We start from the raw sequence: 14,225 nt of genomic DNA, 5'->3' as shown, positions 1-14,225 counted from the left end.
GGCCACGGCGTACGCCGGTGCGGCGTTCGCGGGCGTGTTCGCCGGCTTCGTCCTCCACGTGATCAACCTGCTCGACCTGCCCAAACCGCGGCAGGACGCGCTCGTCGCCGGCGGGTCGTTCGTCTCGTGTGTGATCCTGATCTGCGCCGCGCTGTTCCTGGAGCACTGCTGCCGGGTGCCCGGCGAGCCCTCCGGAGAGGCCTGACGGCTCACTTGTCGATGTCGCCGACCACGAAGAACATCGAGCCGAGGATCGCGACCATGTCGGAGACGAGCTGCCCCGGCAGCATCTCCCGCAGGACCTGGACGTTGTTGTAGGACGCGCTGCGCAGCTTCAGCCGCCAGGGCGTCTTCTCCCCGCGGGAGACCAGGTAGTAGCCGTTGAGGCCGAGCGGGTTCTCCGTCCACGCGTACGTGTGCCCCTCGGGCGCCTTGAGGATCTTCGGCAGCCGCTGGTTGATCGGCCCGGGGGGCAGCTGCCGCAGCCGCTCGACGCAGGCGTCGGCGAGGTCGAGCGAAACCTTGACCTGGTCGAGCAGCACCTGGAACCGGGCGTTGCAGTCGCCCGCCGACCGGGTCACGACCTTCACCGGGAGCTCGCCGTACGCCAGGTAGGGCTCGTCGCGCCGCAGGTCGAGGTCCACGCCGGAGGCGCGGGCGATGGGGCCGCTCACGCCGTACTGCATGATCGTCTCCCGGTCGAGCACGCCGACGCCGCGGGTGCGGGCCAGGAAGATCTCGTTGCCGGCGATCAGGTTCTCGATGTCGGGCAGCCGCCGCCGTACGGCGGACACGGCGGCCGTGACGCGGTCGAGCCATCCGAGCGGGAGGTCCTCCTTGAGACCGCCGACCCGGTTGAACATGTAGTGCATGCGGCCGCCGGAGATCTCCTCCATCACGTGCTGGAGCGTCTCCCGTTCCCGGAACGCGTAGAAGACCGGGGTGATCGCGCCCAGCTCCAGGGGGTAGGAGCCGAGGAACATGAGGTGGTTGAGCACCCGGTTGAGCTCGGCCAGCAGCGTTCGCGCCCACACGGCCCGGGGCGGTACCTCCATCCCGAGCATGCGCTCCACGGCCAGCACGACGCCGAGCTCGTTCGCGAACGCCGACAGCCAGTCGTGCCGGTTGGCCAGCACCACGATCTGCCGGTAGTCGCGGACCTCGAACAGCTTCTCCGCGCCCCGGTGCATGTACCCGATGATCGGCTCGGCCGTGACGATCCGCTCGCCGTCGAGGACGAGCCGCAGCCGCAGCACCCCGTGGGTCGAGGGGTGCTGCGGGCCGATGTTGAGGACCATGTCCTCGGTGGCCAGCTCCCGCGGCTGGACGTGCCCCGCCCCCGCGCCGATGCCGACAACCCGCTCCCGCGGCGTCCCTTCCATACGGCCCATGCTGTCACGACCGTACGGTGGGGCGAAGAGCGTCATTCGGCGGCGAGGCCCCGCAGCGCCTCGATGAGGCGGTCGACGTGCTCCTCGGTCGAGCCGACGCCGATCGAGGCGCGCACCGCGCTCGCCGTGCCGTCCGCGCAGCCGCCGTCGGCCGTCCCGAGCAGGTGGCGGACGAACGGGTGGGCGCAGAACTTGCCGTCCCTGACCCCGATGCCGTGCTCGGACGACAGGAACTCGGCGACCTCCCGCGCGGTGCGGCCCTCCACGGTGAACGACACGATGCCCACGCGCGGGTGATCGGGGCCCCACAGCGACAGCTCCCGTACGCCCTCGATCGACGCGAGGCCGGCGCGCAGGCGGGCGAGCAGGCGCTCCTCCTCGCGCACGAGCGGGGTCCACCCGGTGGCCGTGAGCGCGTCGCAGGCGGCCGCGAGGGCGACGGCGCCGAGCACGTTGGGCGTGCCGGCCTCGTGCCGGGCCTCGGGGTCGGCGCTCCACTCGGCCTCGTCGCCCACGGCCGTCACGGCGCCCCCGCCGCGCAGGTACGGCTCGGCCTCGGCCGGCCAGTCGCGGCGGCCCACCAGCGCGCCCGCGCCGAAGGGCGCGTAGAGCTTGTGCCCGGAGAAGGCGACGTAGTCGAGGTCGAGCGCGGTCAGGTTGAGCCGCCGGTGCGGCACGAGCTGGGCCGCGTCCACGGCGATGCGGGCGCCGTGCCGGTGGGCGACGTGGGCCAGCCCGGCGATCGGCCACAGCTCGCCCGTGACGTTGGAGGCCGCGGTCACCACGAGCAGGGCGGGGCCCTCGACGGCCGCCAGGGCCTCGTCGGCCGCCCGGATCGCCTCGCCGGGGAAGGCGGGCGGGGCCAGCCGCACGGCCCGCGGCCAGGGCAGCAGGGAGGCGTGGTGCTCGCTGTCGAAGACCACGACCGTGGTGCCTTCGGGCAGGCAGCGGGCCAGCAGGTTCATCGCGTCTGTGGTGTTGCGGGTGAAGATCAGCGCGTCGTCCGGGCGGGAGCCGACGAAGGCCTTGACCGTGTGCCTGGCCTGCTCGTACCGCGCGGTCGTGAGCTGCGAGGCGTACCCGGCTCCCCGGTGGACGCTGGAGTAGGCCGGGAGCGCCGCGGCGAGGGCGGCGTTCACCGGCTCCAGACAGGGGGCGCTGGCGGCGTAGTCGAGGTTGGCGTACCGGACGAGCCGGCCGCCCCTGACGGGGACCTCCAGGTCGGCGCCCAGAACGGCCGGGATCTCGCGGGCGCGGGCCGCGAACGGCGCCGAGCCGCCTCGCACGATCGGCTCGGCGACGGTCTCGGCGTGGGTGCAGGTGACAGCGGACAACGTCAGGCTCCCTCGGAGTCATGGACTCCGGCCATGGCGTCGGAGCCCGCGCTTGCCCGGCACCCCTCGTGCCGAGCCCGGTCATCACCCGGGGCACCCCGCCGCGAGCGCGAGGGTTGCCGGCCAGCGAGCCGGGGCTTGACGCTGGCACTCATAACCTGAGCCGCACTATAACCAGACGACCGCCCCCATCCGCAAATCCGCAGTTCGGCAAGGCTCTCGATTGCGGAACCGCGTGGGTGCGGCCGCCGTCCCGGGTCCGTATGGTTGCTTTGTGCGGTTTGATCCCTGGAATCCCGAGTTCGTCGCCCACCCGTACGACGTGTACCGCGCCCTGCGCGACCACGACCCGGTGAGCTTCTTCGAGCCGACCGGCCAGTGGCTGGTCGCCCGCCACGCCGACGTGAACACGCTGCTGCGCGATCGCAGGCTGGGCCGTTCCTACCTCCACGTCGCCTCGCACGAGGAGTTCGGCAGGCAGGCCGAGCCGGAGTTCCAGGAGCCGTTCTGGCGGGTGATCCGGGCCGGGATGCTCGACGTAGAGCCGCCCGTCCACACGCGGCTGCGCCGCCTGGTGTCCAAGGCGTTCACCCCGCGGATGGTCGAGTCGCTGCGGCCCCGGGTGCGCGCGATCGCGACCGGACTGGCCGAGGAGTTCGCCGAGCGGGGCGGGGGCGACCTCCTCGCGGAGGTCGCCGAGCCGCTCCCGGTGACCGTGATCGCCGAGATGCTGGGCGTCCCTGAGGCCGACCGGCATCTGCTGCGGCCCTGGTCGGCCGACATCTGCGGGATGTACGAGCTCAACCCGTCGGACGAGGTCCAGCACACGGCCGTGCGGGCGGCGGCCGAGTTCTCCGGCTACCTGCGCGAGCTGGCCCGGGCCCGACGCGACCGGCCGGGCGACGACATGATCTCCGCGCTCGCCCAGGTCGTCGACGAGGGGGACCGCCTCACCGAGGACGAGCTGATCGGGACCTGCGTGCTGCTGCTGAACGCGGGACACGAGGCCACGGTCAACGTCACCGGCAACGGCTGGTGGTCGCTGTTCCGCAACCCCGGGGAGCTCGACCGGCTGCGCGCCGACCCCGGCCTGCTGCCGACGGCCGTCGAGGAGCTCATGCGGTGGGACACCCCGCTGCAGATGTTCGAGCGCTGGGTGCTGGAGGACGTCGAGATCGGCGGCGTGCGCATCCCCCGGGGCGTCGAGGTCGCGCTGCTGTTCGGCTCGGCGAACCGGGACCCCGAGGTGTTCGACGACCCCGACAGGCTCGACGTGAGCCGGGCGGACAACCCGCACATCTCGTTCGGGGCGGGCATCCACTTCTGCCTGGGGGCGCCGCTCGCCCGGGTCGAGCTCGTCGAGTCGTTCGGCGCCCTGCTGCGGGCCGCCCCGAAGGTGGAGCTCGCCGAGGAGCCCGCCTGGAAGCCGAACTACATCATCCGGGGCCTGGAGTCGCTCAAGGTCGCCGTGTGACCGTCACAGGCCGCGCGACTGGCTGAGCCAGCCGAAGCCGCCGAGTCCCGCGGGGTCGATCAGCTCGGCCTCCTCCGACGACCGGCTGAGCGCGCGGACGTACCCGCGGGGGTCGGAGCGGGCGAGGTCGAGCGGCGGACGCGCGCCGAGGAGGCCGAGGGCGCGCAGAGCCTCCCGCTGCGTGGTCAGCAGGGTGGCGGTCGCGCCGGCCCGCTCGCCCGCGGCGGCGCAGGCGTCGAGCGCCACGTGCGCGGTGACGTCGCACGAGCCGTCCGGCACCGCGGGGACGACCGAGCCGTCGCGGTAGCCCGTCAGGCTGCCCGCGCAGGGACGGCAGGCGGCCAGGTGGGCGTAGTCGACGGCGATGGCCGTGCCGCGCTCCAGCCGCGACACCACCGAGGCCCAGGCCTCGTCCCTGGGACGGCCGATCTCGGCCCGGCAGCCCGGGAAGCGCGGCGGCCACCAGCGTTCCAGCCAGGCCAGGTCCTCCTCGCAGGGGGCGGGGCCGAGCCGCTCGTCGCCCGTGGCGGGGTCGACCAGCACCACCCGGGGGCCGGAGGGGGTCACCTCGACGACGTCCACCGGCACGTCGTCGAGCCACTCGTTGGCCACCACGAGCCCGGCGACCCCGTGGGGCATCTCGTGCGCCCAGGCGACGGCGGCGTCCAGGCCCTCGGGCCGCGGAGACAGATCGACGGCGGTCACCCGGAGGCGCTCCGCCAGCTCGGGCGGCGCGGCCGCGAGCACGCCCGCCGCCAGCGTCCCGTCGCCGCTCCCCACGTCCACCAGGTCGAGGACGGGCGGGCGCCCCAGGGCCTCGTCCGTTCGCGCGGCGAGCCGGACCAGGGCCTCCGCGAACGCGGCCGAGACGTGCACCGACGTCCGGAAGTGCCGATGTGGCCGTTCGCGCAGGTAGAAGCCGTCGGGGCCGTAGAGGGCGCGCTGCGTCGCCGTGCGCCAGGTGACCCACACAGCGGTTCACGTTACCGAACGGCGGCCACCGTGACGAAAAGTAGCGACTTTCGTACTCGTGGCTCAACATAAGCCAGGGGGAAACGGGACAAAATTCGACCGTCGGGCCGAGGCCGGGCCGGCGCGTCCGCCGCCGCTACTCTGGGCCGAGGGGAGGCGTCATGGACACAAGTGACCGCCCGGCGCGGCTCGCCGTGGGAGTGCTCGGCGCGGGACGCGTGGGCTCCGTGCTCGGGGCCGCGCTCATGCTCGCCGGGCATCGGGTCGTCGCGGCCAGCGGGGTGTCCGACGCCTCGCGGCGCCGGGCGGCCGAGCGGCTCGGCGTGGAGCTCAGCAGGCCGGACGAGGTGATCCGGCGGTCGGAGCTCGTGCTGCTCACCGTTCCCGACGACGTGCTGCCCGAACTGGTCGCCGGGCTCGCCGCCACCGGCGCCGACCTGCGGGGCAAGCTGCTGGTCCACGCGAGCGGCGCGTACGGCCTGGCGGTGCTGGACCCGGCGGCCGAGGCCGGCGCGATGCCGCTCGCGCTGCACCCGGTGATGACGTTCACCGGCAGGGACGACGACCTGACGAAGATCACCGGATGCTCGTTCGGCGTGACGGCCCCCGTCCTGCTGCGCCCGGTGGCCGAGGCGCTCGTCATCGAGATGGGCGGGGAGCCGGTCTGGATCGCCGACCAGGACCGGGCCCTCTACCACGCGGCCCTCGCCGGCGCCGCGAACCACATGGTCACGCTCGTCGCCGAGTCGCAGGAGCTGCTCGCGAAGATCGGCGTCGAGCACCCCGGCCGGATGCTCGCGCCGCTGCTGGGCGCCGCGCTCGACAACGTCCTGCGGCTGGGGATCAGCGGCCTGACCGGCCCGGTCGTGCGCGGCGACGCCGGCACCGTGCGCCGGCACGTGGACGCCCTCATCCTGGCGGCGCCCGAGGCGGCCGACGCGTACGTGGCCCTCGCTAGGCTCACGGCGGACCGGGCGCTCGCCGCCGGGCTGCTCAAGCCCGAGACCGCCGAGCGCCTCCTGGACGCGCTGGGAGGCAACATTTGGACGTGATCGTCGCGGGCGACCGCACGGAGCTCGTCAAGGCGAAGGACACGCTCGGCGGCGGCCGGATCGCCCTGGTCCCCACCATGGGCGCCCTCCACGAGGGCCACCGGTCCCTCATCCGGCTGGCCCGTGAGCTGGCCGACCACGTCGTGGTCAGCGTCTTCGTCAACCCCCTGCAGTTCGGCCCCAACGAGGACTTCTCCCGCTATCCCCGGACGTTCGACGCCGACCTCGCGGCCTGCGCCGAGGAGGGCGTACGGGTGGTGTTCGCCCCCTCGGCGGAGGACATGTACCTGCCCGACCGCCAGGTGCAGGTCTCCGCGGGGCGGATGGGCGCGATCGTCGAGGGCGCGTTCCGGCCCGGCCACTTCGACGGCGTGCTGACCGTCGTGCTCAAGCTGTTCAACCTGGTCCAGCCGGACGTCGCGGTCTTCGGGCAGAAGGACGCCCAGCAGCTCGCGCTGATCCGGCGGATGGTGGCCGACCTGAACGTGCCGGTCGAGATCGCCGGCGGCCCGACCGTCCGCGAGCCGGACGGGCTGGCGCTGTCGAGCCGCAACAGGTACCTGTCGCCGGCCGACCGGGTCACGGCGCTCGCCCTGTCCCGGGCCCTGCGGGCGGGATCCGGGCGGACCGTCCCCTCGGAGATCCTCCGCGCGGCCGCCGCCGTGCTGGACGAGGCGGCCCGGCTCGACCCGCCGCTCCTGCTCGACTACGTCGCCCTCGTCGACCCGGCGACGTTCACCCCGGTCGAGGACGGCTTCCGCGGCGAGGCCGTACTGGCCGTGGCCGCCAAGGTGGGCACGACGCGGCTGATCGACAACCTGGTCGTCGCCGTTTCCTGACCTTCGGATGGGGGCGGCGACGGAGCATCGCCGTGAGGGCGTTATCGTCATATTGACGAAAGGGGATCCCTCATGGTGGCGATTCCGAGGAGGCTCACCGCCCCCGCTCCCGGATGGAGCACGCACGCGGACGTCGTGGTGATCGGGTCGGGCATCGCCGGCCTCACGGTCGCGCTCCGCTACGTCCACCTCTCCCCGCGGGGGCGGGTGCTCGTCATCACCAAGGACGTGCTGTCCGCCGGGTCCACCCGCTGGGCCCAGGGCGGCATCGCGGCCGTCCTCGACCCCGAGGACACCCCCGACGAGCACCTGCGGGACACGCTGCTCGCGGGCGTCGGCCTGTGCGACGAGGACGCCGTACGGGTGCTGGTGACGGAGGGCCCGGACGCGCTCAAGCGGTTGATCGGGCACGGCGCCGAGTTCGACCGGGACACCGATGGCGAGCTCCAGCTCACCCGCGAGGGCGGCCACCGCCGCAACCGCATCGTCCACGCGGGCGGCGACGCCACCGGCGCCGAGGTCCAGCGGGCCCTCGTCCAGGCCGTGCTGGCCGAGCCGCGCATCGAGGTCGTCGAGCACGCGCTCGCCCTCGACCTGCTCGCGGACGCCGCCGGGCGGGCCTGCGGGGTCACCCTCCACGTGATGGGCGAGGGCGCGGTGGACGGCGTGGGCGCGGTCAACGCGGGCGCCGTCGTGCTCGCCAGCGGCGGCATGGGCCAGGTCTACGCCGCCACCACCAATCCGGTCGTCTCCACGGGGGACGGCGTGGCGCTCGCGCTGCGGGCCGGGGCCGTGGTCCGCGACATCGAGTTCGTCCAGTTCCACCCCACCGTCCTGTGGCTCGGCGAGGGCTCGACCGGCCAGCAGCCGCTCGTCTCCGAGGCCGTGCGCGGCGAGGGGGCCGTGCTGGTCGACGGCGCCGGCGAGCGGTTCATGCGCGGGGTCCACGAGCTGGCCGACCTCGCCCCGCGCGACGTCGTGGCCAAGGCGATCATGCGCAGGATGGACGAGACCGGCGCCGACCACGTGTACCTGGACGCCCGGCACTTCGGCGAGGAGAAGTGGCGGACGCGGTTCCCCACGATCCTCGCGGTCTGCCGCGAGCACGGCATCGACCCCGTGACCGAGCCGATCCCCGTGGCCCCCGCCGCCCATTACGCCAGCGGCGGCGTCCGCACCGACCTGTACGGCCGCACGACCGTCCCGGGCCTGTACGCCTGCGGGGAGGTGGCGTGCACCGGCGTCCACGGCGCCAACCGGCTGGCCTCCAACTCGCTCCTGGAGGGGCTGGTCTTCGGCGAGCGCATCGCCGCCGACCTGGCCGCGGCCGACCTCGTCCCGGCGGAGCCGGCCGGCGACGGCCGGCCGGAGGGGCTGGTGGATCCGCGTACCCGGCAGCGGGTGCAGAACCACATGAGCCGCGGCGCCGGCGTCCTGCGCAGCGACGTCAGCCTCGCGCAGGTCGCCCGCGCGCTGAAGGACGCCCGGTGGACCCCGGTGGCGGTCGAGCCCTGCACCGAGTCGTGGGAGGCGACCAACCTCCTGACGGTGGCCACGGCCCTCGTCGCGGCCGCCGCCGAACGCGAGGAGACCCGGGGCTCCCACTGGCGGGAGGACCACCCCGAGCGGGACGACGACCACTGGCGCCTGCACATCGACATCGCCCTCACAGCGGAAGGACTGGTCATGCGGCACGAGGCCCACGAGGACACCCGTCCCGACACGTCCCCGGCGCACGCCGCGCCTGTGGGCGACGAGCTGCCGGCGGCGCTGCGGGCCGAGCTGGCCGCGATCGGCGTGGACCCGGGCGACCTGCTGAGGCTGGTGCGCACGGCCCTGGAGGAGGACCTGGGCGGCGGGCTCGACGTCACCTCGGCCGCCACGATCCCCGCCGGCCAGGCGGCGACGGGCGACCTCGTCGCCCGCGCCGAGGGCGTGGTGGCCGGCCTCCCGGTCGCCGAGGCCGTCTTCCGCCAGGCGGGGCCGCGGATCACGGTCGAGAGGCGGGCCGCGGACGGCGACCGGGTGCGCCCCGGCGACGTCCTCATGACCGTCTCCGGCCCGGCCGGCGACCTGCTCACCCTGGAGCGCACGGCCCTCAACCTCCTCACCCACCTGTCCGGCGTCGCCACCGCGACCAGGCGGTGGGCCGACGCGATCGCCGGCACCCGCGCCCGCGTCCGGGACACCCGCAAGACCCTGCCCGGCCTGCGGGCGCTGCAGAAGTACGCCGTGCGGTGCGGCGGCGGGGTCAACCACCGCATGGGCCTCCACGACGCCGCCCTCATCAAGGACAACCACGTCGTCGCCGCCGGCGGGGTGGCGGAGGCATTCCGGGCCGTGCGCGAGGCGTTCCCCGGGCTGCCGATCGAGGTCGAGGTGGACCGGATCGACCAGATCGAGCCCGTGCTCGCCGAGGGCGCCGAGGAGATCCTGCTCGACAACTTCACCGTCGAGCGGCTCGCCGAGGCCGTACGGCTGGTGGGCGGCCGGGCGCGGCTGGAGTCGAGCGGCGGCCTCACCCTCGGCACGGCGCGGGCGGTGGCCGAGACCGGGGTCGACTACCTGGCCGTGGGCGCCCTCACGCACTCGGCCTCGGTCCTCGACGTAGGTCTGGACCTCCGTGGGGAATGACCCGTGAGACGGAAGATCGCAGGGACGCGCGCTGGTGCATAATCGGGGAATGCTGCTCACCATCGACGTCAGCAACACCCACACGGTGCTGGGCCTGTTCGAGGGTGAAGAGGTGATCGAGCACTGGCGGATCGCCACCGATCCCCGCCGTACGGCGGACGAGATCGCGGTCGTCCTCCAGGGGCTGCTCGGCCAGTCGCCGATCCTCAAGGACGCCGACATCAGCGGCATCGCGATCTGCTCCACGGTCCCGTCGGTCCTCAACGAGATGCGCGAGATGTCGCGGCGCTACTACGGCGACGTGACGGCCGTCGTCGTCGAGCCCGGGGTCCGCACCGGCGTCCCGGTCCGCATGGACAACCCCAAGGAGGTCGGCAGCGACCGCATCGTGAACGCCCTGGCCGCCGCCACCCTGTACGGCGGCCCCTGCGTGATCGTCGACTTCGGCACGGCCACGTCGTTCGACGCCGTGTCGGCCCGCGGCGAGTACGTCGGCGCGGTCACGGCGCCCGGCCTGGAGATCTCGGTCGACGCGCTCGCCACGGCCGGGGCGCAACTGCACAAGGTCGAGCTGATCCGCCCCCGGTCGGTGATCGCCAAGAACACCGTGGAGGCCCTCCAGTCCGGCATCATCTACGGCTTCGCCGGGCTGGTGGACGGGATCGTCGACCGGATGACCGCGGAGCTGTCCGCCGACCCCGACGATGTGACCGTGGTGGCGACCGGATCGGGCGCCCCGCTCGTCGTCGGCGAGGCCCGCACGATCGACGTCCACGAGCCGTGGCTCACGCTGATCGGCCTGCGTCTGGTGTACGCGCGCAACACCGCCTGAAGCACTCCTCCGAGTACGGGACCATAGAAGGCAGGATCCGTCTCAGAGAGGACTGCCGTGATGGACGCCGACTGGGTGGCGCGTTTCGCTGACGAGGTCATCGCCGAGGCCGAACGGCGCGCGCCGGGCAAACCCATCGTCTGCGCGTCCGGCCTCAGCCCCTCCGGGCCCATCCACCTGGGCAACCTGCGCGAGGTGATGACCCCGCACCTGGTCGCCGACGAGATCAGGCGGCGCGGGTACGACTGCGTCCACGTCCTGTCGTGGGACGACTTCGACCGCTACCGCAAGGTCCCCGTGGGCGTCGACCCGACGTGGGCCGAGCACATCGGCAAGCCGCTGACCTCGGTGCCGGCCCCGCCCGGCAGCGAGCACCCCAACTGGGCCGAGCACTTCAAGGCCCCGATGGCGGCCGCGCTCGCCGACCTGGGCGTGGAGTTCCACGGCATCAGCCAGACGCAGATGTACACCTCCGGCGCCTACCGCGAGCAGGTGCTGCTCGCGATGCGCGAGCGCAAGAGGATCGACGCGATCCTCGACCAGTACCGCACTAAGGCCAAGCCCAAGGCCCAGGCGCAGGCCGTGGACGCCGATGAGGCCGCGGCGCTGGAGGGCTCGGGCGCGGCCGGCGAGGACGACGGGTCGGGCGCCGGGGGCTACTACCCGTACAAGCCCTACTGCTCGGTCTGCGACCGCGACGTCACCACGGTCACGGCGTACGACGACGCCACCACCGAGCTGACCTACACCTGCGCGTGCGGGCACACCGAGACCGTGCTGCTGTCGGAGCACACCCGGGGCAAGCTCGTGTGGAAGGTCGACTGGCCGATGCGCTGGGCGTACGAGGGCGTGGTGTTCGAGCCGTCCGGCGTCGACCACAGCTCGCCCGGGTCGTCCTTCGTCGTCGGCGGCCAGATCGTCCGCGAGGTGTTCGGGGCCGAGCAGCCCATCGGGCCCATGTACGCCTTCGTCGGCATCAGCGGCATGGCCAAGATGAGCAGCTCCAAGGGCGGCGTGCCCACCCCCGCCGACGCCCTGTCGATCATGGAGCCTGCGCTGCTGCGCTGGCTGTACGCGCGGCGGCGGCCCAACCAGTCGTTCAAGGTCTCCTTCGACCAGGAGATCCAGCGGATGTACGACGAGTGGGACACGCTCACCAGGAAGGTCGCGGACGGCACTGCCCTCCCGGCCGACCAGTCGGCCCACCGCCGGGCGACCACGACCGCCTCGCTCACCCTGCCCGACACCCCGCGCCGGCTGCCGTACCGGACGCTCGCGTCGGTGGTCGACATCACCACCGGGCACGAGGAGCAGACGCTGCGCATCCTGCGCGAGTTCGACCATGAGATCGCCGGGCTCGACGAGCTGCGGCCGCGGCTCGACAAGGCCCAGCACTGGGTGAGCACGTACGTCCCGGCGGACGAGCGCACCCAGGTCCGGGAGGAGCCCGACGCCGAGCTGCTCGCCTCGCTGGGCGACGTCGAGCGGGAGTCGCTGCGGCTGCTGGCCGAGGGCCTCGACGAGCACTGGTCGCTCGACGGGCTGACCACGTTGCTGTACGGCGTGCCGAAGGTCCAGGCGGGGCTCGACATGAGCGCCAAGGCCGCGACGCCGGAGCTGAAGGCCGCCCAGCGGGCGTTCTTCGTGCTGCTGTACCGGCTGCTCGTGGGGCGGGACACCGGGCCGCGCCTGCCCACGCTGCTGCTCGCCGTCGGCCGCGACCGCGTCCGCCGGCTCCTGGCCGGCTGACCGCGGTCGCCGCGACGCCGCGAGGGCTCCCGGAGGTTCCGGGAGCCCTCATGGCGTTCCAGGCCACTCGCGGGGCGCTCCGCCGGCCCTGCGCGAGATCAGGGAACGAGCACGAGACGGCCGCGCAGGCCGCCCGCCGCCAGGCGCTCATACGCCTCGGCGGCCTTCTCCAGGGGGTGCACGCCGGCCACTCTGGTGGTGAGCCGCCCGGCCTCGGCCAGCCGCGCGATCTCCGCGAGCCTGCCCCCGTCGGCCCGGATGAAGACCGTGGAGACCCGGATGCCGCGCAGGGGGACCGGCGCCGCCCCCGCCGCCACCGACACGAACGCGCCGCCCCCGCGGACGGCGTCGAGCGCGGCCACCCCCACGAGCGCCGCGTCGACGACTGCGTCCACTCCGCCAGGGACGGCGGCCCGTACGGCCGCCCCGAGGTCCTCCCCGCGCGTGACGAACCACTCGGCCCCGAGGCCGCGCACCAGGGCCTCGTCCCCGGCGGACGCCGAGGCGGCGACCCGGACGCCCCGGGCCGCCGCGATCTCCACGAGATAACCGCCGACCCCGCCGGCCGCACCGGTCACGAGCAGGGTGTCGCTCGCCGTGAGCCCCGTCAGGTCGAGCGCCTGGACGGCCGTAAGCGTGTTCAGCGGCAGCGTCGCCGCGTCCACCGCCGGGATCCCGGCGGGCGCCGGCGCGACGGCCGACGCGTCCAGCACGACGTGATCGGCCTGCGCCTTGACCGGCAGCGGCAGCCGGTCCGACAGCCCGATCGCGAAGTCCCCGGGACGCACGTGCGGCACCCCCGGGCCCACGAGGTCGACCACCCCGGCGACGTCCCAGCCCAGGCCGTACGCGTCGAGGGGCTGGACCAGGCCGAGCGCGGTCAGCGACCCCGACGCGGTGGCGAGGTCGACGGGGTTGAGCGCGGCGGCCTCCATGCGGATCCTCACCTGCCCCGGCCCCGGCTCGGGGTCGGGCGCCTCCACGAGCTGGACCCTCCCTGACCGTGCGACGAGCGCGCGCATGACTCCTCCTTGTGCCTCCCACAGGCGGATCTTCCCGAGCGAGCGTAGGAACGGTTACTCTCTATCGGGAAGTAGGCACCTCGAAGTGCGTAAGGGAGAGAGCATGGCCACGCAGACCGCCGCCCAGAGGCGCGAGGAGGCACGGCTGGCCTACAACGCGTACCTCGCGGGCTGCCCCTCGCGGAAGCTGCTCGACACGCTGAGCGACAAGTGGGTCAGCCTCGTGCTCGCGGCCCTCGCCGACGGCCCGTGCCGGTACAGCGAGCTGGCCAGGACCGTCGCCGGCGTGAGCCAGAAGATGCTCACGCAGACACTGCGGACGATGGAGCGCGACGGGCTGGTCTCCCGGACCATCACGCCGTCGGTGCCCGTCCGGGTCGACTACCGGCTCACGTCACTGGGCGAGGACCTCGTGCCGCTGATGCAGGCGATCAAGAGCTGGGCGGAGATCCACATGGACGAGGTCGAGGCCGCCCGGCAGGCGTACGACAGCTCCAACGCCTCGGGAGAGGCCTGACCGCGAAGGGCGATGCTTGACGACCTTCCTGGCTGGCGTTTACCTTCCCTGAAGGGTGGGCCGACCAGTCATCGTCGTGGGGGAGGGCAGACGATGGGTTTTCCCGACGTGGTCTCCCGGGGTGACGACGTCGCCTCGGACCTTGATCGTGCCGGTCTCACCGATGAGGACCTGCTCCTTCTCGCCGAGCTCGCCAAGGGCGTGACGGCCGATCGGGTCGGGCGCAGCCTCGACGTGAGCGGCCGCACCGTGCGCAGGCGGTTACGGGGGATCTGCGACCGCATCGGCGTGGCTACCGCGATCGAGGCCGTCGCCTGGGCGGCGCGCCGCCGTCTCATCTGACGATCTCTCACTCGTCGCGGGCGACGACGTCGCGTCCTTTCGCCGTGCTCTGACAGGGGTCACCCTG

13 protein-coding genes and 1 riboswitch are annotated in these 14,225 nt (G+C 73.6%); of the genes, 9 read left to right on the top strand and 4 right to left on the bottom strand.

What is annotated here, in order from left to right:
* Positions 1 to 205, top strand: a 205-nt coding sequence (locus MPTA5024_RS13970) for a DUF3180 domain-containing protein (protein WP_036324415.1), incomplete at its 5' end; no start/stop codon positions are given.
* 4 nt (positions 206 to 209) lie between these two features.
* Here the strand turns inward: MPTA5024_RS13970 and MPTA5024_RS13965 are convergent.
* On the bottom strand, positions 210 to 1,382 hold the full coding sequence (locus MPTA5024_RS13965) for an NADH-quinone oxidoreductase subunit D (protein ID WP_036324413.1): 1,173 nt from the start codon (positions 1,380 to 1,382) through the stop codon (positions 210 to 212).
* A gap of 41 nt (positions 1,383 to 1,423) precedes the next feature.
* Complete coding sequence (locus MPTA5024_RS13960) at positions 1,424 to 2,677, bottom strand: aminotransferase class V-fold PLP-dependent enzyme (protein ID WP_442922067.1); 1,254 nt, start codon at positions 2,675 to 2,677, stop codon at positions 1,424 to 1,426.
* A 91-nt stretch (positions 2,678 to 2,768) separates the two neighbouring features.
* A riboswitch (SAM riboswitch) is annotated at positions 2,769 to 2,884 on the bottom strand.
* A 115-nt stretch (positions 2,885 to 2,999) separates the two neighbouring features.
* On the opposite strand from MPTA5024_RS13960, the gene MPTA5024_RS13955 reads away from it, so the two are divergent.
* The gene (locus MPTA5024_RS13955; RefSeq protein ID WP_036324412.1) at positions 3,000 to 4,199 is read left to right on the top strand and encodes a cytochrome P450; all 1,200 of its coding nucleotides are present in this window, start codon (positions 3,000 to 3,002) and stop codon (positions 4,197 to 4,199) included.
* Positions 4,200 to 4,202: 3 nt separating this feature from the next.
* Here the strand turns inward: MPTA5024_RS13955 and MPTA5024_RS13950 are convergent, their stop codons facing one another.
* Complete coding sequence (locus MPTA5024_RS13950; protein WP_036324410.1) at positions 4,203 to 5,171, bottom strand: SAM-dependent methyltransferase; 969 nt, start codon at positions 5,169 to 5,171, stop codon at positions 4,203 to 4,205.
* A 161-nt stretch (positions 5,172 to 5,332) separates the two neighbouring features.
* Between MPTA5024_RS13950 and MPTA5024_RS13945 the strand changes: the two genes are divergently transcribed.
* The 5 genes from MPTA5024_RS13945 (at position 5,333) to lysS (ending at position 12,277) form a co-directional block, all read left to right on the top strand.
* On the top strand, positions 5,333 to 6,223 hold the full coding sequence (locus tag MPTA5024_RS13945; protein WP_036324408.1) for a Rossmann-like and DUF2520 domain-containing protein: 891 nt from the start codon (positions 5,333 to 5,335) through the stop codon (positions 6,221 to 6,223).
* Complete coding sequence (gene panC / locus MPTA5024_RS13940) at positions 6,214 to 7,062, top strand: pantoate--beta-alanine ligase (protein ID WP_036324407.1); 849 nt, start codon at positions 6,214 to 6,216, stop codon at positions 7,060 to 7,062. The genes MPTA5024_RS13945 and panC overlap by 10 nt, the downstream gene beginning before the upstream one ends.
* A 72-nt stretch (positions 7,063 to 7,134) precedes the next feature.
* A complete protein-coding gene (locus tag MPTA5024_RS13935; RefSeq protein ID WP_036324406.1) occupies positions 7,135 to 9,696 on the top strand; it encodes an L-aspartate oxidase in 2,562 nt (853 codons plus the stop codon).
* Positions 9,697 to 9,745: 49 nt separating this feature from the next.
* On the top strand, positions 9,746 to 10,528 hold the full coding sequence (locus MPTA5024_RS13930) for a type III pantothenate kinase (protein WP_036324405.1): 783 nt from the start codon (positions 9,746 to 9,748) through the stop codon (positions 10,526 to 10,528).
* A 60-nt stretch (positions 10,529 to 10,588) separates the two neighbouring features.
* Positions 10,589 to 12,277 carry a lysine--tRNA ligase gene (gene lysS / locus MPTA5024_RS13925; protein ID WP_036324403.1) on the top strand — a complete coding sequence of 563 codons (1,689 nt, stop codon included), beginning with the start codon at positions 10,589 to 10,591 and terminating at the stop codon, positions 12,275 to 12,277.
* Between the two features lie 98 nt (positions 12,278 to 12,375).
* Here lysS and MPTA5024_RS13920 read toward each other — a convergent pair whose 3' ends face one another.
* Complete coding sequence (locus MPTA5024_RS13920) at positions 12,376 to 13,299, bottom strand: NADP-dependent oxidoreductase (protein ID WP_036324401.1); 924 nt, start codon at positions 13,297 to 13,299, stop codon at positions 12,376 to 12,378.
* Between the two features lie 103 nt (positions 13,300 to 13,402).
* Between MPTA5024_RS13920 and MPTA5024_RS13915 the strand changes: the two genes are divergently transcribed.
* Together MPTA5024_RS13915 and MPTA5024_RS13910 are read left to right on the top strand one after the other, a co-directional pair.
* On the top strand, positions 13,403 to 13,816 hold the full coding sequence (locus MPTA5024_RS13915; protein ID WP_036324399.1) for a winged helix-turn-helix transcriptional regulator: 414 nt from the start codon (positions 13,403 to 13,405) through the stop codon (positions 13,814 to 13,816).
* A gap of 93 nt (positions 13,817 to 13,909) precedes the next feature.
* Positions 13,910 to 14,158, top strand: coding sequence for a LuxR C-terminal-related transcriptional regulator (locus tag MPTA5024_RS13910; RefSeq protein WP_036324397.1), 249 nt, complete (start codon positions 13,910 to 13,912; stop codon positions 14,156 to 14,158).
* The last annotated feature ends 67 nt before the right edge of the window (positions 14,159 to 14,225 follow it).

It is taken from the genome of Microbispora sp. ATCC PTA-5024 (assembly GCF_000511135.2).
Lineage (GTDB): Bacteria > Actinomycetota > Actinomycetes > Streptosporangiales > Streptosporangiaceae > Microbispora > Microbispora corallina.
The sequence above is the reverse complement of the archived record's forward strand: the minus strand, read 5'-3'. Positions and strand labels throughout refer to the sequence as shown.